Here is a 20188-nt window from a genome sequence, read left to right as displayed (position 1 = left end):
AACAATCCGATAATCGACTGAGTGTTCGTTTATCGAACAGATTGTTGTCTACCTATCGATGATCGTTCCCTTGCTCTGCGTGGGAATGCAGCCCGGGACGCTCCGCGCCCCAAAGCGGACGCAGAGCGTCCATTGAGGCATTCCCACGCAGAGCGTTGGAACGATCATGGATCTGACTGTCAGGTCGCATCCGCGTGGCTGACCATGCCCTTGATCACCACCGCCGCCGTCGCCACCGCCGCCGGAATCACCAGCGCCGTCAACACCTGCTCGAAATTCCAGCCCAGGCCGAGCAGCGTCGCGCCCATCCAGGCGCCCAGAATCGCGCCGAAACGGCCGATACCGAGCATCCACGACACACCGGTCGCCCGGCCTTGAGTCGGGTAGAACCGCGCGGCCAGGGATGGCATCGCCGATTGCGCGCCGTTGACGCACATGCCGGCAATCAGCACCAGCGTGGCCAGGATCGTAATGTTGCCCAGGCTCTGCCCCACGGCGTAGGCAAACACCCCGGCCAACAGGTAGAAAGTGCCGATGACTTTGTGCGGATTGAACCGATCCATGGCCCATCCCACGCCCACCGCACTCAACACACCGCCAAACTGAAACAGCGCGCCAATGAATGCGGCCTGTTCCATGCTCGCGCCACTGTCTCGCATCAGCGTCGGCAACCAGCTGGTCAGCAGGTAAACGATCACCAGGCCCATGAAGTAGGTCAGCCATAACAACAACGTGCCAGTGCTGTAGGTGCCGGAGAAGATCACCGCGAACACATTGCGTGCTTTCACGGTTTTTTGCTCCGGCACACTGAAGCTGGACGCCAGGGCCACAACGGCAGGATCAATGGGCGACAGGGTTTTGCGTACTTTGTCCGTACCGCGATTGCGCACGACGAGGTAGCGCGCCGACTCCGGCAGCCAGAACAACAGCACCACGGCAAGGATCAGCGGCAGAATCCCGCCTATCAATAGCAAGCTGTGCCAGCCAAACATCGGAATCAGTTTGGCCGAGATAAACCCGCCGCCGGCCATGCCGAGGTTAAAGCCGCAGAACATGCTGGTCACCAGCAATGATTTCTTGCGCTCCGGGGTGTATTCGGAAAGCAGCGTGGTAGCGTTCGGCATCCCGGCGCCCAGTCCCAACCCGGTCAGGAAACGCAACACCAGCAGTTGATCGACGTTGGTGCTGTAAGCCGACGCCAGGCTGAAGGCGCCAAACAACAGCACCGCGCCCACCAGTACGACTTTTCGCCCAAAGCGGTCAGCCAAAGGGCCGGAACCCAGCGCGCCAAAAACCATGCCGATCAACGCGGCACTCATCACCGGGCCGAGGCTGGCGCGGTCGATACCCCAATCCTGCGACAAGGCAGGCGCGATAAATCCCATGGCCGCGGTATCGAGGCCATCGAGGAAGACAATCAGGAAACACAGGATCACCACTCGCCACTGGTAGCGCGAAATGGGTTGAGTATTGATGAAGGACTGCACGTCGAGGCAGTTTCCTACAGCAGACTGAGGCTGGTTCATTATTTTTATTCCACGCAAGAACGCAGTCGAACAGGTGCCAGCTGAGGCTGGCGCTGCCGCGACATTAATGATCCCGGGGAAAGAGCGTCAATTCGATAAACGCGAGTCTGTGCGTTTATCGAACATCTTAGGCAGGTCTATGCGAAAAGTTGTGCGCTGAGGTCACGGCTGGCGCTGAGGAGGCCGGGCAGGAACCGTTGCTCCAGCTCGTTACGACTCACCCGCCCGGCGTGGGTGCTGACGTTCAACGCCGCGACGACTTGCCCGGAGGCGTCGTACACCGGTACGGCGATCGAGCGCAGACCCTGCTCCAGCTCCTGATCGACGATGCACCAACCTTGTTGTCGTACTTCCTGCAGGCATTCGAGTAACGCCTCCGGTGTGTGCAAGGTGCGGCTGGTCTTGGCCTGCAGTTCAGCGTGATCGAGGTACTCGCGCAGCGAAGTATCGTCCAGCGCGGCGAGAAGAATCCTGCCCATGGAGGTGCAATAGGCCGGTAGACGCCCGCCCACCGACAGGTCCACCGAAATCAACCGTTGGGTCGTCGCCGAACGCGCGATGTATAGAATGTCATCGCCCTCCAGGGTCGCCATGTTGCAGGCCTCGTGAAGTTGCTCGCTCATGCGGTCCAGATACGGTTGGGCCGAGACTGCCAGCGGCGTCGAGGACAAGTAGGCATGACCGAGGGTCAGCACTTTAGGTAGCAGCGAATAGGTCCGGCCGTCAGTGGTGGCGTAGCCCAGTTTGATCAGCGTGTGCAGACAACGTCGCACAGCGGCGCGGGGGATTTCCGTGCGGTGGCTGATTTGGGCGATGGTCAGGTGGCGTTTGCGTTCCTGGAACGCCTGCACCACGGCCAGACCCCGGGCCAGGGACGTCATGAAGTCCGGATCGCCGGTCAGGGCCTGTATTCGCTTCGCGGGCGAGGCAACAATGGGCGGCGCCACCGAGGCGAAGGAATTGCGCATTTGATCGTTCATATCAGGTCCTTTCCACACGAATCAACAGGCATTACAAGCGGCTGCGGGTCGACGCACAAGCCTGACGCAGCGAGATTGGGCGATTATCGAACCATCAACCGATAATCGCAATTGCTTCACTCCGGGCAACACCCGCCATGTGGAACGATGCCTGCAGGATTTTACGAATCGGGATGCAGAACTTAATGCCCGATGGAGGTCCCGAACTTACCCGACTTAATGGCGTCAGAAAGTCAGCGCAACAAAGTGACACTCCCAGACACATTAGTTGCCCCAAACTTGCCCGTCACAAAACAATCACACCGGAAAATCTACATTTAACTCGTTGGCGATAGTGTTCTTCGAATCGACCGCTATAATACAATTCACTGGCGAATGGCTTTTCACCTGCCGATTCCGCCACCCGGTGGTGCGATGTTCCATCGCCGCTGCCAGCAGCAAGCGCCTGACGCTCATTTCATATGCTTCGCCAACGCGCTCGCTGAAACAGGAGACTGATGCTACGTCAGATGTTTATCTCTGGTGCCGTGGCCGCCTGCAAAATGGAAGTCTTGATCGCGACGTAAACAAAGCCTTGGCAGGCTTGTGTTGAAGACGTGGCCACTGTACTTGCGCAGTGCGTTTCACCAGAATTTATCTCAACTCAAACAGGTAGCACTGTGACGAAAGACGAACTGCGCGCGGAACTTGAGCGCCAGGAACAACGCTACAAGGAAGTTTACGGCGGGGAAGTTACCACCTACGCCGCCCAGCCCGAACCAGAACGCAAGCCTTGGCGTAAACGCGCCACCGTTCAGGATCAGGCATTTACCCAGGAACTGCAGAAGATGGAAAAGGAACTCAAAGCCGAAGAGCCATGACTCCAAGGTTTTTGATCCTTTCAAGGGTCTGCGTTTACACCCGTTAAAAGCGGGCTGTATCGATGATGCCTTTCGCGCCCGTTACAAGCGGGCAGCGGCAACCTCACTGACCGGATGAGGCAGCGGGCTCATTTCTGACCCTCTTCTCAGATATTTCATACACGCAATCGAGCCTCTCTCATTCTTGAGCGAAACCCCCGTGCCTGCGGTCTTTCCCAGTCAATTCAATGGCTTGAAAGATCCGGCAAACGTTTCGAGCATGGGCTATCGTCACAAACTAATTCGTTGAAGAATGTTACCGATGAGCAGCTAGTGCATCGATTACCAGTCTTTTCTGGCATAATCGCGCCCCCTTATGACCGGGTCAGAAAACCTTCATGATCGATTTATTCAGCGGACTAGATGCTTGGGTGCTTGTGAGCCTCTTGCTCGCCCTGGCCTTTGTCCTCGCCTTCGAGTTCATCAACGGCTTTCATGACACCGCTAACGCGGTGGCCACCGTTATCTACACCAAAGCCATGCCGCCCCATCTGGCGGTGTTCTTTTCCGGTGTGTTCAACTTTCTCGGCGTGTTGCTGGGCGGTGTTGGCGTGGCGTATGCCATCGTCCACCTGTTGCCGGTAGAACTGCTGATCAATGTGAACACCGGTCACGGACTCGCCATGGTGTTCTCGCTGCTCGCTGCCGCCATCACGTGGAACCTGGGCACCTGGTACTTCGGTATTCCGGCCTCCAGCTCTCATACGCTGATCGGTTCGATCCTCGGTGTCGGCCTCGCCAACGCCCTGATCAACGATATCCCGCTGGCTGACGGTGTGAACTGGCAGAAAGCGATCGATATCGGCGCCTCTCTGGTGTTCTCGCCGATGGCGGGTTTCCTGGTCGCGGCCTTGATTCTGATCGGCCTTAAATGGTGGCGTCCGCTGTCGAAGATGCACAAGACGCCGGAACAGCGCCGCAAGATCGACGACAAGAAGCACCCACCGTTCTGGAATCGCCTGGTATTGGTGATTTCGGCCATGGCCGTGAGCTTCGTGCACGGGTCCAACGACGGCCAGAAAGGTATCGGCCTGATCATGTTGGTGTTGATCGGTATCGTGCCGGCGCAGTTCGTACTCGACCTGGGCAGCACCACCTACCAGATCGAGCGCACCCGTGACGCGACGTTGCACTTGAGCCAGTTCTACAAGCGCAATGCCGATACGCTGGGCGAGTACCTGGCCCTGGGCAAAAGCGTGGATGGCGATCTGCCGGAGAAATTCCGTTGCAACCCGCAACAGACCGAACCGACCATCACCGCCCTGCTCGGCACCCTCAAAGGCGTTTCGGACTACCACTCGCTGACGTCGGACAGCCGTATTGAAGTGCGTCGCTACTTGCTCTGCCTGGACGACACGGCGAAGAAAGTCGGCAAGCTGCCAGGCCTGGAGGCCCGTGAAAAGGCGGACCTGGACAAACTGCGCAAGGACCTGACAACCACCACTGAATACGCCCCGTTCTGGGTGATTCTGGCGGTAGCCCTGGCACTGGGCCTGGGCACCATGGTTGGCTGGAAACGTGTGGTACTGACCATCGGCGAGAAGATCGGCAAGCAAGGCATGACCTACTCTCAAGGCATGTCTGCGCAGATCACCACCGCAAGCCTGATCGGCATGGCCAACATCTTCAGCCTGCCGGTGTCCACCACCCACGTCCTGTCTTCGGGCGTAGCGGGCACCATGGTCGCCAACAAAAGCGGCCTGCAAGGCGGAACGGTTAAAACCATCCTGTTGGCCTGGGTACTGACCCTGCCCGCCACGGTGGCCCTGTCGGCCGGCCTGTTCTGGCTGGCGTCGAAGGCACTGGGTAGCTGATAAAAGCTGCACTAAAAGAAAGGCGCGTTCCGTGAGGTTCGCGCCTTTTTTATGCCTGCCATAAACCCCGGAAACACCACTCTGTAGGAGCAAGCTTGCTCCTACAGGAGGGATGTTGATAAACCGACAATTTTCGCAGGCAAAAAAAAGGGCAACCGAAGTTGCCCAAAATGCCTTGCGTGCTCATTGCTTCCAGAAAGACCTACGGTTTTTTCCGCTTCTGTGAATCCTTCCAGATAAAAAATCCAAACCCTGCAAAAAACAGAACCATGAGGCCGACTGTCAGCACTCCGGCGATCACCACGTTGTCGAAAAACATGACTGGCCCCCTGCACTTGCCCTGTTGCGATAGGGCTAAGTTAACCAATCAGGCAGGAGTGAAAATTGACCGGGGTCAATAGCGCCGCGACTGGGCGCAACAGGAGGGATAAAAACTGACCTGCATCAACCAATGCAGGGGGATTCAACGCTTTTTCGGTTTGTTTTTCGGCTTTTTCTTCGGTTTGCCCAGCGGCATGGCCTGCTCGAAAGCCTGACGGACTTCATTCAGGCGCTTTTCATTGAGGTCATGCACACGCTTGGCACGTTCGGTGTTGAGGTCGATCAGCTTGTCGTCTTGGCTCATGGCGTTCAGTACATCGCGTCGGTGAAATACAAGTGCCGCGTTTGCAGGCAAGGATGTACCAATAATGAGGCCTGACGAGAGAGCTGACCAGCCGGCGGCCTCAGATCTCGATATCCACCCACAAACCTTGGCGAGGCTCGTCCTCAATCAAGGGTGCAACCGGAACGGTATTGTCAGCGTTGAGTTCGTAACCCGGAATCGGCAGATGCTGATCGGGATCTCCCTCAGTCTCACGCCGGCGTTTTTCCCGCTGTTGCTGGCGACGCTGCTCTTCACGCAACTGGAAAGCCGCTTCTTCAGGATCGCGCTGTTGCAGATCGATGGTGCTTTCACTGGAGGTTTGCTGCACCGGCGCGACGGGCGCAATATCCGGGCGCTGGCGAACCGGGTCCTGCTGTGAAGTGATCGGCACGGCACTTAAGGGAAGCATCGGTGGCAGCATAATTATTGGTCTCCTGTCAGCAGGCTGTCGGCTGCGCGGATGGCGACTTGAGCCATCGGTCGCAAACTGTGACCCGGTTAACACCTATTGGTGCCCCAGACCTGCACCTTTGCCTTGATGCACTATCGTAATACCTTGAGTTTTTATGAGAGTCTTTTGGCCCTGAAGCCCTCATTCCGTTAAGATAGCCCGCTTTTTCAAGGTGGGAGTCAGGCAGCATGGCGCAGCAGTATCAACCGGGGCAACGCTGGATCAGTGACAGCGAAGCCGAGCTGGGTTTAGGCACCGTTCTGGCACAGGACGGCCGCTTGTTGACCGTGCTCTACCCGGCCACTGGCGACACTCGCCAGTACGCGCTACGGAATGCGCCCCTCACTCGCGTGAGGTTTTCGCCGGGTGATTCGATCACTCACTTCGAAGGCTGGAAACTGACCGTACGCGAAGTCGACGATGTCGATGGCCTGCTGGTTTACCACGGGCTCAACGCGCAAAACGAAGTCGTCACCCTGCCTGAAACCCAACTGTCGAACTTTATCCAGTTCCGTCTGGCCAGCGACCGTCTGTTCGCGGGCCAGATCGACCCATTGTCCTGGTTCTCGCTGCGCTACCACACGCTGGAACACACCAGCCGCCAGTTGCAATCTTCGCTGTGGGGCCTGGGCGGCGTACGTGCGCAACCGATCGCGCACCAGCTGCACATTGCCCGCGAAGTCGCTGACCGTATCGCGCCACGGGTTCTGCTGGCGGACGAAGTAGGCCTGGGCAAGACCATCGAAGCCGGCCTGGTGATCCATCGCCAACTGCTGTCGGGTCGCGCCAACCGAGTGCTGATCCTGGTTCCAGAGAACCTGCAGCACCAATGGCTGGTCGAGATGCGCCGCCGCTTCAATCTTCAGGTCGCGCTGTTCGACGAAGAACGCTTTATCGAAAGCGATGCCGCCAACCCGTTCGAAGACACCCAGCTTGCACTGGTCGCCCTCGAATGGCTGGTAGAAGACGAAAAAGCCCAGGATGCGCTGTTCGCTGCAGGATGGGACCTGCTGGTCGTGGACGAAGCTCACCACCTGGTCTGGCATGAAGAAAAAGCCAGCCGTGAGTATTCGCTGGTCGAGCAACTGGCTGAAGTCATTCCGGGTGTACTGCTGTTGACCGCCACCCCAGAGCAACTGGGTCAGGACAGTCACTTCGCCCGTCTGCGTCTGCTCGATCCAAACCGTTTCCACGACCTGCACGCCTTCCGCGCCGAGAGCGAAAACTATCGCCCGGTGGCCGAAGCCGTTCAAGAGCTGCTGGACAAAGGACGCTTATCGCCTGAAGCGCACAAGACCATCCATGGTTTCCTCGGTAACGAAGGTGAAGCGCTGCTGACTGCGGTCAACGACGGCGACACTGAAGCCAGCGCTCGCCTGGTTCGCGAACTGCTGGACCGTCATGGCACCGGTCGAGTGCTGTTCCGTAACACCCGCGCCGCCGTGCAGGGTTTCCCGGAACGTAAACTGCATCCGTACCCGCTGCCATGCCCGGACGAGTACCTCGAACTGCCGCTGGGTGATCACGCCGAGCTGTACCCGGAAGTCAGTTTCCAGGCTCAACCGGATGCTAATGAAGAAGAGCGCTGGTGGAAGTTTGACCCGCGCGTCGAGTGGCTGATTGACCAGCTGAAAATGCTCAAGCGCACCAAGGTGCTGGTGATCTGCGCCCACGCCGAAACTGCGATGGACCTGGAAGACGCCCTGCGCGTGCGTTCCGGCATCCCGGCGACCGTCTTCCACGAAGGCATGAACATTCTCGAACGTGACCGTGCAGCCGCTTACTTCGCCGACGAAGAATTTGGCGCACAAGTGCTGATCTGCTCGGAAATCGGCAGTGAAGGTCGCAACTTCCAGTTTTCGCACCACCTGGTGCTGTTCGACCTGCCTGCGCATCCGGACTTGCTGGAGCAACGTATCGGTCGTCTGGACCGGATCGGCCAGAAGCACATCATCGAACTGCACGTGCCGTACCTGGAAACCAGCCCGCAAGAGCGACTGTTCCAGTGGTACCACGAGGCATTGAACGCGTTCCTCAACACCTGCCCGACCGGCAACGCCCTGCAGCACCAGTTCGGCCCGCGCCTGCTGCCGCTGCTGGAAAATGCCGACGATGGCGAGTGGCAAGCGCTGATCGACGAGGCCCGTACCGAGCGTGAGCGTCTGGAAGCCGAGTTGCACACCGGTCGTGACCGCCTGCTGGAACTCAACTCGGGTGGCTCAGGCGAAGGCGATGCACTGGTCGAGGCCATTCTCGAGCAAGACGACCAATTTACCCTGCCGATCTATATGGAAACCCTGTTCGATGCGTTCGGCATCGACAGTGAAGACCATTCGGAAAACGCGCTGATCCTCAAGCCGAGCGAAAAAATGCTCGACGCCAGCTTCCCGCTGGGCGACGACGAAGGCGTGACCATCACTTATGACCGCAACCAGGCGCTGTCTCGCGAAGACATGCAGTTCATCACCTGGGAGCACCCGATGGTTCAAGGCGGTATGGACCTGGTGTTGTCCGGCTCCATGGGCAACACCGCTGTGGCATTGATCAAGAACAAGGCGCTGAAACCTGGCACCGTGTTGCTGGAACTGCTCTACGTCAGCGAAGTGGTTGCTCCGCGTTCGCTGCAGCTGGGCCGTTACCTGCCACCCGCCGCCCTGCGCTGCCTGCTCGATGCCAATGGCAACGACCTGTCGGCCCGCGTGTCGTTCGAGACCCTCAACGATCAGCTCGAAAGCGTGCCTCGCGCCAGCGCCAACAAGTTCATCCAGGCCCAACGTGACCAGCTGACACCACGGATCAACGCCGGTGAAGAGAAAATCTTCCCGCGTCATGCTGAACGTGTGGCCGAGGCCCAGCGGCGTCTGGCCGCCGACACCGATGAAGAACTGGCGCGCCTCACCGCCTTGCAAGCGGTCAACCCGACCGTGCGCGACAGCGAACTGGTCGCCCTGCGCAAACAACGTGAACAAGGCTTGGCCATGCTGGACAAGGCTGCGTTGCGACTGGAAGCGATTCGGGTGTTGGTGGCGGGCTAACGTCCCTGCTCTACCAGCGTAAAAGAGAAGGCCCGCAGCGATGCGGGCCTTTTTTTGGGGTTCAACCGGGGCAATGAGCACCTGTGGGAGCACAGCTTGCTCGCGATGGCGATGAACTGTCGACATCAATGTTGAATGCCAACGAGGTCATCGTCGGATCGCCGCATGGACCAAGCTGAGTCCTACGGCTCGATTCGCTGTTGATCAGACCGCCGCCACAACCCTTCCAGGCTCCACCACCGCGACCAACCCATCCTTCATCCGCTTGGCATCGCGCACGAAACACCGCGAGGCCATGAACAGAAACACCATCGTGAAGAACAGCGCCACCGGGATCAGGTACATCGCGTCATGCAGGCCAACGGCCTTGAACGCTTCGGTCATTTGCTCGGCGCCCGATGCCAGCATGGCGGTATGGGCAAAGTGATCGGACAAACCGCCCACCACCACCGGCCCAAGGCCACCACCCAGCAAGTACAGCCCGGCAAAGAAGAGTGCCATTGCGGTCGCCCGTAAACGCGGCTCGACCACGTCCTGAATGGCCGTGTAGACGCAGGTATAGAAGTTATAGGCGAACAACCAGCCCACACTGAACACCGCGACAAAGACACCTATCTCGATTCTGCCAGCGTGCAACGCCCAGGCTGTGCACACCGACGAGATAATCAGACTGAACGCCGCAAACAGCAGCCGTCCATTGGCAACACGCTGGTGGATCTTGTCAGCCACCCAACCACCCAATGTCAGTCCGAACAGCCCCGTCACACCAACGATAATCCCGGTTGCTACCGCGGCTTCATGCAAGGGCATCAGGAAATAACGTTGCAGCATCGGCACCAGAAACGAGTTGCAGGCATAGGTCGCGAAGTTGAAGCAGAGCCCCGCCATCACCAGCCAGAGAAAAGTGGGTACCGCCAGGACGCGGCGGATTGGCCGATCCACACGCTCTTGCGAGACCTGCACGCTTTCCGCGGCGCCCCGTTTAGGTTCCTTGATGAAAAACATGAAGACCGCCAGAACCAGACCCGGTACTGCGGCGATGAAAAACGGCGCCCGCCAACTGTCGAACGCCTTGACCATCCAGCCGATGGTGAAAAAGGCCAACAACAAGCCAAGGGGCAGACCCAGCATGAAGATGCCCATCGCCCGGGCACGGCGGTGAGCCGGAAACAAATCGCCGATCAACGAATTGGCGGCCGGTGCATAACTGGCTTCGCCGATACCGATGCCCATGCGCACGATCAGGAAGCTCCAGAAGCTGCCCACCATCCCGTTGACAGCGGTCAGCCCGCTCCAGACCGCCAACCCCCAGCCCATCAATTTCGCTCGCGACCCCGTATCGGCCATCCGCCCGAGCGGCAGTCCGGCAATCGCATAGACGATGGTAAACGCGGTTCCGATTATCCCCAGTTGGAAGTCGCTGAGGTGCCATTCCATCCGGATCGGCTCGATGATGATCGCCGGAATCGTACGGTCGAAGAAGTTGAACAGATTGGCCAGAAACAACAGGAACAGAATGCGCCAGGCATTCGCCGCTTGGGTCGAGTTCTGCATGGGTCCGTCTCTTTTATTGTTATGGGGCGTCACTGCCCCCGGAACCTGCAATCTAGTCAGCCCCACGAAGACTGTCTGTAATTATTCGTTAAGCTGATATGCCGCCACGTAAGCAGGAGCAGCGTAAGTCTCGAATTATTTCCAAACGCTCTAAGTCTCATTCCAAAACGATTGAGGCCAAACTGCCACTACTTCTTGCGGTTCATGCACGGCTTCTATACTCCAAGACAACTCGCCAGCACCCTTGGCGCCCGCCGGGATGACGACAACGGGAAACGCTATGGGATGGCTTGGGTTGCATTTCATTACCGAGCTACCAGAAAGTGGGCAGGTAATCCTCAGTTGCACGCACAATCCGTTTCTAGTGTTACTGGCGTATCTGGTCGCCTGCGCAGGCTGTTTTGCCACACTGGATATGGCCGAACGGGCGAGTCATGCCGAGAAAGCCGAGTCTCAAAGGATCTGGCGCCTGGTGGGGACCGCGTGCCTGGCAGGCGGTATCTGGGCCATGCATTTCATCGGCATGCTGGCGTTTGAGGCGCCGATCGAAATTCATTACGCCTTGCCCATCACCCTCGTCTCTCTATTGATCGCCCTGTTCGCCGCGTGGCTGGTGATGCACACACTCAGTCAACCGCACCAGAACCTGTGGCAGTACCTGAAGGCGTCGATCTGTATCGGATTGGGCATCGCTGCCATGCATTACGTGGGTATGGGTGCCATGCGTTCAGAGGCGCTGGCGTCCTTTGAACCGAAACTGTTCAGCCTGTCGATCGTGATTGCCATGGGGGCCAGCCTGGCAACGCTCTGGATCGCCAGCCGTTTGCGCGGCGGCACCGGTCTGCCGCATAAATTGCTCAAATACGGTGCCAGTCTGGTGCTTGGAGCCGGCCTCTTAAGCATGCATTTCACCGGCATGGCCGCGTTCAATCTGGTGCTGCCTGCTGGCAGCATCCTGACCCCGCCCGGGGATAACGATCACGCGCAATTAGGCCTGACAGTGGCCGTGATGACGCTGCTGATTATCGCCAGCAGCATCAGTGCTGCGTTGGCAGATAAAAAACTGCAACACAAAGAACTCGACTTGCAACGGGTCAATGCACTGCTCACGCAACTGGACCAGGCTCGCATGTCGCTGCAGCAAGTGGCGCACTACGATGCGTTGACCAATCTGGTCAATCGTCGCGGTTTCAATCAGATTTTCGCGGAAAAGCTCATCGAAAAAACCCTCGAAGGCGGCATGCTCGCCGTGATGTTTCTGGACATCGACCATTTCAAGCGGATCAACGACAGCCTCGGCCATGACGCCGGCGACGAGTTGCTTAAAGTACTGGCCAGCCACATCAAAAGCTCGGTACGGGGCTATGACGACGTGGTGGCGCGTTTTGGGGGCGACGAGTTCTGCATCCTCATTAGCCTGCACGACCATGAAGAAGCGCGGCACATGGCGCAACGCATCATGCTGAAGATGAAAGAGCCCATTGAGCTGTCGGGGCGGCGGATGGTCATGACCACCAGCATCGGTATCAGCGTATTTCCCGAGGACGGCAGGACCTGCGAAGAACTGTTGAAGAATGCCGACCTGGCGCTCTACCAATCCAAGGGCAATGGCCGCAACAGCCTGAACTTCTTCAGCGCCAATCTGAAAACCCGAGCCACGCTTGAGTTGCAACTGGAAGAAGAGATGCGCAATGCCCTGCGCGAAAACAGCGGCCTGATGCTCTTCTACCAACCGATCTATGACCTGAAAACCGGCCAGGTGAGCAAGCTTGAGGCGCTGGTTCGCTGGCAGCATCCGGCTCACGGATTACTTGCGCCGGATCGATTCATTGCCATCGCCGAAGCCAACGGCTTGATCGCCGAACTGGATAACTGGGTGCTGCACAAAGCCTGTGAGGACTTGGGCGAGTTGTCGCGTCAGGGCTGCGAAGAGCTCAGGATCGCCGTGAACTGTTCTCCCCTCAATCTGGCTCGCGAAGAGTTGGCCGATGAAATCGAACGAGCGCTGCGGACCGCCGGGGTGGCGCCGCATCGGCTGGAACTGGAGGTCACCGAAAACGCGCTGATGGGCAACATCGCCAATACGCTGGTGTTGCTGCGCCAGATTCGAGCATTGGGTGTGTCGCTGTCGATCGACGACTTTGGCACCGGCTACTCATCCCTCGCCTACCTGAAGCGCTTGCCGCTCAATACGCTAAAGATCGATCGCTCGTTCATCCAGGACATTCCCCAGTCAACCCAGGACATGGAGATCGTCCAGGCAATCATCGTCATGGCCCACACCCTGCACTTGCAGGTCGTCACCGAAGGCGTCGAGACGCTCGAACAGTACGAATTCCTGGAACGTTACGATTGTGATTTCGTTCAGGGGTATCTGCTCAGTCACCCCGTGCCGCTGACTGAACTGCTTCCCGTGTTGAATGAAATCAACCAGCGCAAGCACACACAAACGATCAGTCCTTCGAGTCTGGCTCGCGGTACATCTGCACTAACGTCGACGGATCTTTTTCCAGAAAACCCTTACTCCCGTGCAGTCGCATCAATTGCGCGGCCAGTCCGCTGATCGGCGTTGCCGAACCCTGCTCGTGGGAGAACTTTACGGCGGTGTCGAGATCCTTGAGTAACGTGCGAACGTGCCACTTCACGGGTTCGAAACGGCTGTCGGCCATCTGCGGTGCGAGGATCTGCAAAGGTTTCGAATCGGCAAAACCACCGGCCAGCGCCTCGGCGATGAGGCTGGCATCGACACCGGAGCGTTCGGCCAACGCCACGACTTCGGCAATCACCAGAGCATTGCAGGCGACAATCATCTGGTTGCAGGCCTTGGTCACCTGCCCTGCCCCGACGGCGCCCATGTGCGTCACGCGTTGACCGAGGTGCAACATCACTGGCTTGACTCGCTCCAGCTCTGCCGCGTCGCCGCCGACCATGATTGCCAGGCTCCCCGCTTCGGCGCCGACCACTCCACCTGACACTGGTGCATCAAGCCAACCCATAGCGCATTTTTCGGCAAGGGCTGTCGCCATTTCCCTTGTTGCCGTAGGTTCGAGGCTGGAAAAATCGACCAATAGCTGGCCGCTTTTCGCGCCTTCGGCAACGCCCGCAACGCCGAAAACCACCTCCCGCACCACGGCAGTGTTCGCCAGACACAGCATCACAACGTCCGCGTGCTGGCATAACTCGGCTGGCGTGGCGACTTGTCTTGCCCCGGCCTCAACCAACGGCGCACATTTGGCGCGATTGCGGTTCCAGACCGTAAGCGGATAACCCGCGGCCAGCAATCGCCGGCACATCGGTAAACCCATCAAGCCGATCCCGGCGAACCCGAGGGACGGTAGCGTTGCCATTATCTGGTCTCCTTTTTATTTTAGATTGCCAATCAGCGGCGGGGAGCAAACCTTGCTCGCGATGTCGGCTCTACAAGCACGCTCGCCACCACATTCAGAAACAATTAATCGGTCTTCTGACAGCGCAATAAACTGTTCCCGTTACGTATACGTCACCCTCGTCCAAACCCTTCTGTGGTCTTTCTCCACGGCAACATGCCATCACGCTACTCGGCTACACACTTTTGACCGCGTCATTAGCGCACCAATTTAGCGCGCGCCGTCAGTTCGTCGCCCTTTCCTGGATCATAATCCAGGGGGAAACTACCACTGCCCACAGCTGCGGATCTCGTTCAAATAGATCCAGCGCCCGCGATTCAGACAGCTTGGCGAGTGTGTCAGCAGCCAACCAGGCGGCCACTTTCTCGCCTTCATCCGATGCTACGGCTTCGGCGGCAGCGATCAAATCCAGCGTCGGGTCGACCCATAACAGGGCACCCTTGGCGAAGAACGGCTCCAGCTCTTTCCAGGTAATAGATGCGGTTTCACCAAGCAGCTTGGCATAGAGGGTGCTAGGTTCTTGATTCATGGGTTCTGTCCGGAAAAGAAATCGACGCGAATAATAACGTTGGTGGTCCGGCAGAAAAACCCGGATGCAATTTGCGACATCGATTGAAAACAGCAGGAACGCCAAGGAATGCAGGTGAATCAAGCTATTAGCCAGCTAACATCCCGCCGCGATTCTGTACTTTTCTTTCAATAAAGCGACACCCTCTGGTTTTGCCCCCCGGCGCTGCCTTCCCAGGCTGACAATCGGCGCTCTACACTGTACCGGTACAGTTGCCGGGGGCATTTTCCGGAGGATATCGAAGATATCTGACCCGGTTCTGCTGCTACGGCGCCAGGACTATAAAAACTACAACAGTAAGAGTGGAGCACTATGACTAAGGCTACTAAGCAGATTTCCAAACTGTTTGCCGCTATGGTTCTGGCCGGGGTTGCCAGCCATTCGTTCGCAGCTGACACCATCAAGATCGGCATCGCCGGCCCTAAAACCGGCCCTGTAGCCCAATACGGCGACATGCAGTTCAGTGGCGCCAAAATGGCCATCGAACAGATCAACGCCAAAGGCGGCGTAGACGGCAAGAAACTCGAAGCCGTTGAATACGATGACGCCTGTGATCCGAAACAAGCGGTAGCAGTCGCGAACAAAGTCGTCAACGACGGCGTCAAGTTCGTGGTTGGCCACCTGTGCTCCAGCTCCACTCAACCGGCTTCGGACATCTACGAAGACGAAGGCGTGATCATGATCACCCCGGCTGCCACCAGCCCGGACATCACCTCCCGTGGTTACAAAATGGTGTTCCGCACCATCGGTCTGGACAGCGCCCAAGGCCCTGCCGCCGGTAACTACATCGCTGATCACGTGAAACCGAAAATCGTTGCTGTTCTGCACGACAAACAGCAATACGGCGAAGGCATTGCCACCGCCGTGAAGAAAACCCTGGAAAGCAAAGGCGTCAAGGTTGCCGTGTTCGAAGGCATCAACGCCGGCGACAAGGATTTCTCTTCGATGATTTCCAAGCTCAAGCAAGCCAACGTCGATTTCGTCTACTACGGCGGCTACCACCCGGAGCTGGGTCTGATCCTGCGTCAATCCCAGGAAAAAGGCCTGAAAGCCAAGTTCATGGGTCCGGAAGGCGTGGGTAACGACTCGATCTCCCAGATTGCCAAGGATGCTTCCGAAGGCCTGTTGGTAACCCTGCCGAAATCGTTCGACCAGGATCCAGCCAACATCGCTCTGGCTGACGCCTTCAAAGCGAAGAAAGAAGATCCAAGCGGTCCGTTCGTGTTCCCTTCCTACTCCGCTGTTGAAGTCATCGCCGGTGGCATCACTGCTGCCAAGAGCGAAGACCCTGCAAAAGTGGCTGCTGCCATCCACGCAGGTACTTTCAAGACCCCGACTGGCGACCTGAGCTTCGACGCCAAGGGCGATCTGAAAGACTTCAAATTCGTGGTTTACGAGTGGCATTTCGGCAAACCTAAAACTGAAGTTTCGCCTCAGTAAGGCTGCCTGACTGACTGCCAACAAAGCCCACGGCGTGCCGTGGGCTTTGTTTTACGAACGTATGGGCCGCGCTTGCGTGATCCGCAAGTCTCCCCACCTGAAAATCTCAAAACCGTCATCAGCGGTTCGCTGGCAAACCTTGAATCCGAAGTGGATGCAGATCCACGGGGCTCGAGCGGGAAAATGACTCCACCAGTGAAATGCGTATCAGGTTTTTAGGAGCGCTGTAATGCCTGACATCTATCACTTTTTCCAACAGCTGGTTAACGGTCTGACCGTTGGCAGCACGTATGCCCTGATCGCCATCGGCTATACGATGGTTTACGGCATCATTGGAATGATCAACTTCGCCCACGGCGAGGTGTACATGATCGGCTCTTACGTGGCGTTCATCGCCATTGCGGGCCTTGCCATGATGGGACTCGACAGTGTCCCGCTCTTGATGACCGCAGGCTTTATCGCGAGCATCGTCGTCTGCAGTGCCTACGGCTACAGCATCGAACGGATCGCCTACCGCCCCTTGCGCGGCAGTAACCGTCTGATTCCGCTGATCTCGGCCATCGGCATGTCGATTTTCCTGCAGAACACCGTTCTGCTGGCGCAAGACTCCAAGGACAAATCCATCCCCAACCTGATCCCCGGCAATCTTTCCTTCGGGCCAGGTGGCGCACAAGAAGTGCTGATTTCCTACATGCAAATCGTGGTGTTCGTGGTGACGCTGATCGCCATGCTCGGCTTGACGATGTTCATCTCCCGATCTCGTCTGGGTCGCGCCTGCCGCGCCTGTGCCGAAGACATCAAGATGGCTAACCTGCTGGGTATCAACACCAACAACATCATCGCCCTGACCTTCGTCATCGGTGCTGCGCTGGCGGCCATCGCGGCCGTACTGCTGAGCATGCAATATGGCGTGATCAACCCGAACGCCGGTTTCCTCGTCGGCCTCAAAGCCTTCACCGCCGCAGTACTTGGCGGTATCGGCAGCATCCCCGGCGCCATGCTCGGCGGGCTGGTGCTGGGTGTGGCGGAAGCCTTTGGTGCCGATATCTTCGGCGACCAGTACAAGGACGTCGTGGCATTCGGCTTATTGGTTCTGGTCCTGTTATTCCGGCCGACCGGCATTTTGGGCCGTCCGGAGGTTGAAAAAGTATGACTAGGAATCTCAAACAGGCGCTCTTCAGCGCTCTGCTGGTGTGGGCTGTGGCCTACCCGGTACTGGGTCTGAAACTGACCATCGTCGGCATCAACTTGGAAGTTCACGGCACCAGCAACATGACCCTGGCGATCATTGCGATCTGCTCGGTACTGATGTTCCTGCGGGTGCTGTTCAACGACACCATCAGCAAGGCGTGGAAATCCTCGCCGAGCATGCCGTTGATCCCGGCCAAGGCCAGCAACTTCCTGACCCTGCCGACCACCCAACGCTGGATCATCATTGCGTTGATCGTCGGAGCCCTGGTGTGGCCGTTCTTCGGTTCTCGCGGCGCGGTCGACATCGCAACCCTGATCCTGATCTACGTGATGCTCGGCCTGGGCCTGAACATCGTAGTCGGTCTGGCCGGACTGCTCGATTTGGGCTACGTGGGTTTCTACGCCGTGGGCGCCTACAGCTATGCGCTGCTGTCGCACTACCTCGGCTGGAGCTTCTGGGTTTGCCTGCCGGTCGCCGGTCTGATGGCGGCCACTTTCGGCTTCCTGCTCGGCTTCCCCGTGCTGCGTCTGCGCGGTGACTACCTGGCGATCGTGACCTTGGGCTTCGGTGAAATCATCCGACTGTTCCTGCGCAACCTGACCAGCATCACCGGTGGTCCGAACGGCATCAGCAACATCGAGAAACCGACGTTCTTCGGCCTGACTTTCGAACGTAAAGCAGCCGAAGGCATGCAGACGTTCCACGAGTACTTCGGGCTGGAATACAACTCGATCAACAAGGTGATCTTCCTCTACCTGGTTGCCCTGCTGCTTGCCCTGGGTGCGCTCTTCGTCATCAACCGCTTGCTGCGCATGCCGATCGGCCGCGCGTGGGAAGCATTGCGTGAAGACGAAATCGCCTGCCGTGCGCTGGGTCTCAATCCTACGGTCATCAAGCTGTCGGCCTTCACCCTGGGGGCGAGTTTCGCCGGTTTTGCCGGTAGCTTCTTCGCGGCTCGCCAAGGGTTGGTGACACCGGAGTCCTTCACCTTTATCGAGTCGGCGATCATTCTCGCCATCGTCGTATTGGGTGGCATGGGTTCCCAGCTCGGCGTGATTCTGGCTGCCGTCGTCATGATCCTGCTGCCGGAAATGATGCGTGAGTTCAGCGAATACCGCATGTTGATGTTCGGCGCCTTGATGGTGCTGATGATGATCTGGCGCCCTCAAGGTCTGCTGCCCATGCAACGTCCTCACATGGAGCTGCGCAAATGAGCCGCGAGATCCTGAAAGTCGAAAAGCTGAGCATGCGCTTCGGCGGTTTGCTGGCGGTCAACGGCGTGGCCCTGACCGTGAAGGAAAAGCAGGTCGTTGCCCTGATCGGTCCTAACGGTGCCGGCAAGACCACGGTGTTCAACTGCCTGACCGGTTTCTACAAGCCGAGCGGTGGCAGCATCCTGCTGGACGGCCAAGCCATCGAAGGCCTGGCCGGTCACGAAATCGCCCGCAAGGGCGTGGTGCGGACCTTCCAGAACGTGCGTCTGTTCAAGGACATGACAGCGGTCGAGAACCTCTTGATCGCCCAGCACCGTCACCTGAACACCAACTTCCTGGCAGGCCTGTCCAAGACCCCGTCGTTCCGTAAAAGCGAACGCGAGGCCATGGAGTTTGCCGAGTACTGGCTGGATAAGGTCAACCTCAAAGAGTTCGCCAACCGTACCGCCGGCACCCTGGCCTACGGTCAGCAGCGTCGTCTGGAAATCGCCCGTTGCATGATGACCCGTCCACGGATCCTCATGCTCGACGAACCGGCCGCAGGCCTGAACCCGAAGGAAACCGAAGACCTCAAGGCGCTGATCAGCGTGCTTCGCGAAGAGCACAACGTCACCGTGCTGTTGATCGAACACGACATGAAACTGGTCATGAGCATTTCCGACCACATCGTCGTGATCAACCAGGGCACCCCTCTGGCCGACGGTACGCCGGAACAGATCCGCGGTAATCCTGAAGTGATCAAAGCCTATCTGGGGGAAGCGTAAATGCTGCAGTTCGAAAACGTTTCCACTTTCTACGGAAAGATCCAGGCCCTGCACAGCGTCAACGTGGAGATCCGCCAGGGCGAAATCGTTACCCTGATCGGCGCCAACGGTGCCGGCAAGTCCACTCTGCTGATGACGCTGTGCGGTTCGCCGCAAGCGCACAGCGGCAGCATCCGTTACATGGGTGAGGAGCTTGTGGGGCAGAGTTCGGCGCAGATCATGCGCAAGAGCATTGCCGTGGTTCCGGAAGGTCGTCGGGTATTTGCCCGTCTGACCGTGGAAGAGAACCTTGCCATGGGCGGGTTCTTCACCGACAAGGGCGATTATCAGGAACAGATGGACAAGGTTCTCGGACTTTTCCCACGCCTGAAAGAGCGTTTCAGCCAACGCGGCGGCACCATGTCCGGCGGCGAACAGCAGATGCTTGCCATTGGCCGTGCGCTGATGAGCAAACCCAAGCTGCTGCTGCTTGATGAGCCTTCGCTGGGTCTGGCACCGATCATCATCCAGCAGATCTTCGACATCATCGAACAGCTGCGCAAGGACGGTGTGACGGTGTTCCTGGTGGAACAGAACGCCAACCAGGCACTGAAAATCGCTGACCGCGCGTACGTTCTTGAGAACGGTCGGGTGGTGATGCAAGGCACCGGTGAAGCGCTGCTGACCGACCCGAAAGTGCGCGAAGCGTATCTGGGGGGTTGAGGTGTTGCGGTAAACAA

17 protein-coding genes are annotated in these 20188 nt (G+C 58.1%); 9 read left to right on the top strand and 8 right to left on the bottom strand.

What is annotated here, in order from left to right; all coding sequences use genetic code 11:
- Window positions 1-179 precede the first annotated feature (179 nt).
- Both pcaK and pcaR read right to left on the bottom strand, forming a co-directional pair.
- Entirely contained in the window at window positions 180-1526 is a 1347-nt protein-coding gene (pcaK, locus tag AC3ZVB_RS15565) for a 4-hydroxybenzoate transporter PcaK (RefSeq protein ID WP_162438596.1), read from the bottom strand.
- 137 nt (window positions 1527-1663) lie between these two features.
- Window positions 1664-2506: a pca regulon transcriptional regulator PcaR gene (gene pcaR / locus AC3ZVB_RS15560; RefSeq protein WP_008074568.1), complete on the bottom strand. Its 843-nt coding sequence runs from the start codon at window positions 2504-2506 to the stop codon at window positions 1664-1666.
- 659 nt (window positions 2507-3165) lie between these two features.
- Between pcaR and AC3ZVB_RS15555 the strand changes: the two genes are divergently transcribed.
- A complete protein-coding gene (locus AC3ZVB_RS15555) occupies window positions 3166-3366 on the top strand; it encodes a hypothetical protein (protein WP_007935837.1) in 201 nt (66 codons plus the stop codon).
- A gap of 377 nt (window positions 3367-3743) precedes the next feature.
- Complete coding sequence (locus AC3ZVB_RS15550; RefSeq protein WP_162438595.1) at window positions 3744-5219, top strand: inorganic phosphate transporter; 1476 nt, start codon at window positions 3744-3746, stop codon at window positions 5217-5219.
- A gap of 202 nt (window positions 5220-5421) precedes the next feature.
- Here the strand turns inward: AC3ZVB_RS15550 and ccoM are convergent, their stop codons facing one another.
- The 3 genes from ccoM to AC3ZVB_RS15535 form a co-directional block, all read right to left on the bottom strand.
- Window positions 5422-5538 carry a cytochrome c oxidase subunit CcoM gene (gene ccoM, locus AC3ZVB_RS15545; RefSeq protein WP_281508184.1) on the bottom strand — a complete coding sequence of 39 codons (117 nt, stop codon included), beginning with the start codon at window positions 5536-5538 and terminating at the stop codon, window positions 5422-5424.
- A gap of 144 nt (window positions 5539-5682) precedes the next feature.
- On the bottom strand, window positions 5683-5844 hold the full coding sequence (locus tag AC3ZVB_RS15540) for a hypothetical protein (protein WP_007959203.1): 162 nt from the start codon (window positions 5842-5844) through the stop codon (window positions 5683-5685).
- 100 nt (window positions 5845-5944) lie between these two features.
- Window positions 5945-6286 carry an aspartate-semialdehyde dehydrogenase gene (locus AC3ZVB_RS15535; protein WP_194691174.1) on the bottom strand — a complete coding sequence of 114 codons (342 nt, stop codon included), beginning with the start codon at window positions 6284-6286 and terminating at the stop codon, window positions 5945-5947.
- 218 nt (window positions 6287-6504) lie between these two features.
- Here AC3ZVB_RS15535 and rapA point away from each other — a divergent pair, with 218 nt between their 5' ends.
- Window positions 6505-9351 carry an RNA polymerase-associated protein RapA gene (gene rapA / locus AC3ZVB_RS15530; protein ID WP_162438593.1) on the top strand — a complete coding sequence of 949 codons (2847 nt, stop codon included), beginning with the start codon at window positions 6505-6507 and terminating at the stop codon, window positions 9349-9351.
- Between the two features lie 204 nt (window positions 9352-9555).
- On the opposite strand, the gene AC3ZVB_RS15525 is transcribed toward rapA, so the two are convergent.
- The gene (locus AC3ZVB_RS15525; RefSeq protein ID WP_490147031.1) at window positions 9556-10905 is read right to left on the bottom strand and encodes a spinster family MFS transporter; all 1350 of its coding nucleotides are present in this window, start codon (window positions 10903-10905) and stop codon (window positions 9556-9558) included.
- Window positions 10906-11185: 280 nt separating this feature from the next.
- Between AC3ZVB_RS15525 and AC3ZVB_RS15520 the strand changes: the two genes are divergently transcribed.
- Complete coding sequence (locus AC3ZVB_RS15520) at window positions 11186-13468, top strand: putative bifunctional diguanylate cyclase/phosphodiesterase (protein ID WP_490147030.1); 2283 nt, start codon at window positions 11186-11188, stop codon at window positions 13466-13468.
- Here the strand turns inward: AC3ZVB_RS15520 and AC3ZVB_RS15515 are convergent.
- A complete protein-coding gene (locus AC3ZVB_RS15515) occupies window positions 13359-14252 on the bottom strand; it encodes an NAD(P)-dependent oxidoreductase (protein WP_490147029.1) in 894 nt (297 codons plus the stop codon). The genes AC3ZVB_RS15520 and AC3ZVB_RS15515 overlap by 110 nt on opposite strands.
- Window positions 14253-14514: 262 nt before the next feature.
- Window positions 14515-14820 carry a DUF2288 domain-containing protein gene (locus AC3ZVB_RS15510; RefSeq protein ID WP_194691179.1) on the bottom strand — a complete coding sequence of 102 codons (306 nt, stop codon included), beginning with the start codon at window positions 14818-14820 and terminating at the stop codon, window positions 14515-14517.
- Between the two features lie 351 nt (window positions 14821-15171).
- On the opposite strand from AC3ZVB_RS15510, the gene AC3ZVB_RS15505 reads away from it, so the two are divergent.
- The 5 genes from AC3ZVB_RS15505 to AC3ZVB_RS15485 all read left to right on the top strand — a co-directional run bounded on the left by AC3ZVB_RS15505 (window position 15172) and on the right by AC3ZVB_RS15485 (window position 20171).
- Window positions 15172-16299 carry a branched-chain amino acid ABC transporter substrate-binding protein gene (locus AC3ZVB_RS15505; RefSeq protein ID WP_194691180.1) on the top strand — a complete coding sequence of 376 codons (1128 nt, stop codon included), beginning with the start codon at window positions 15172-15174 and terminating at the stop codon, window positions 16297-16299.
- Between the two features lie 229 nt (window positions 16300-16528).
- On the top strand, window positions 16529-17452 hold the full coding sequence (livH, locus tag AC3ZVB_RS15500; RefSeq protein WP_490147028.1) for a high-affinity branched-chain amino acid ABC transporter permease LivH: 924 nt from the start codon (window positions 16529-16531) through the stop codon (window positions 17450-17452).
- Window positions 17449-18705, top strand: coding sequence for a high-affinity branched-chain amino acid ABC transporter permease LivM (locus AC3ZVB_RS15495; protein WP_194691182.1), 1257 nt, complete (start codon window positions 17449-17451; stop codon window positions 18703-18705). Before livH ends, AC3ZVB_RS15495 begins: the two co-directional genes overlap by 4 nt.
- Window positions 18702-19469, top strand: a complete 768-nt coding sequence (livG, locus tag AC3ZVB_RS15490) for a high-affinity branched-chain amino acid ABC transporter ATP-binding protein LivG (RefSeq protein ID WP_490147027.1) — start codon at window positions 18702-18704, stop codon at window positions 19467-19469. Before AC3ZVB_RS15495 ends, livG begins: the two co-directional genes overlap by 4 nt.
- Window positions 19470-20171, top strand: coding sequence for an ABC transporter ATP-binding protein (locus tag AC3ZVB_RS15485; RefSeq protein WP_162438585.1), 702 nt, complete (start codon window positions 19470-19472; stop codon window positions 20169-20171).
- The last annotated feature ends 17 nt before the right edge of the window (window positions 20172-20188 follow it).

The sequence above is a fragment of the Pseudomonas sp. MDV22-iso1 genome (assembly GCF_058145095.1).
Note: the sequence above shows the minus strand (reverse complement) of the source record. Positions and strands in the feature narration are given on the sequence as shown.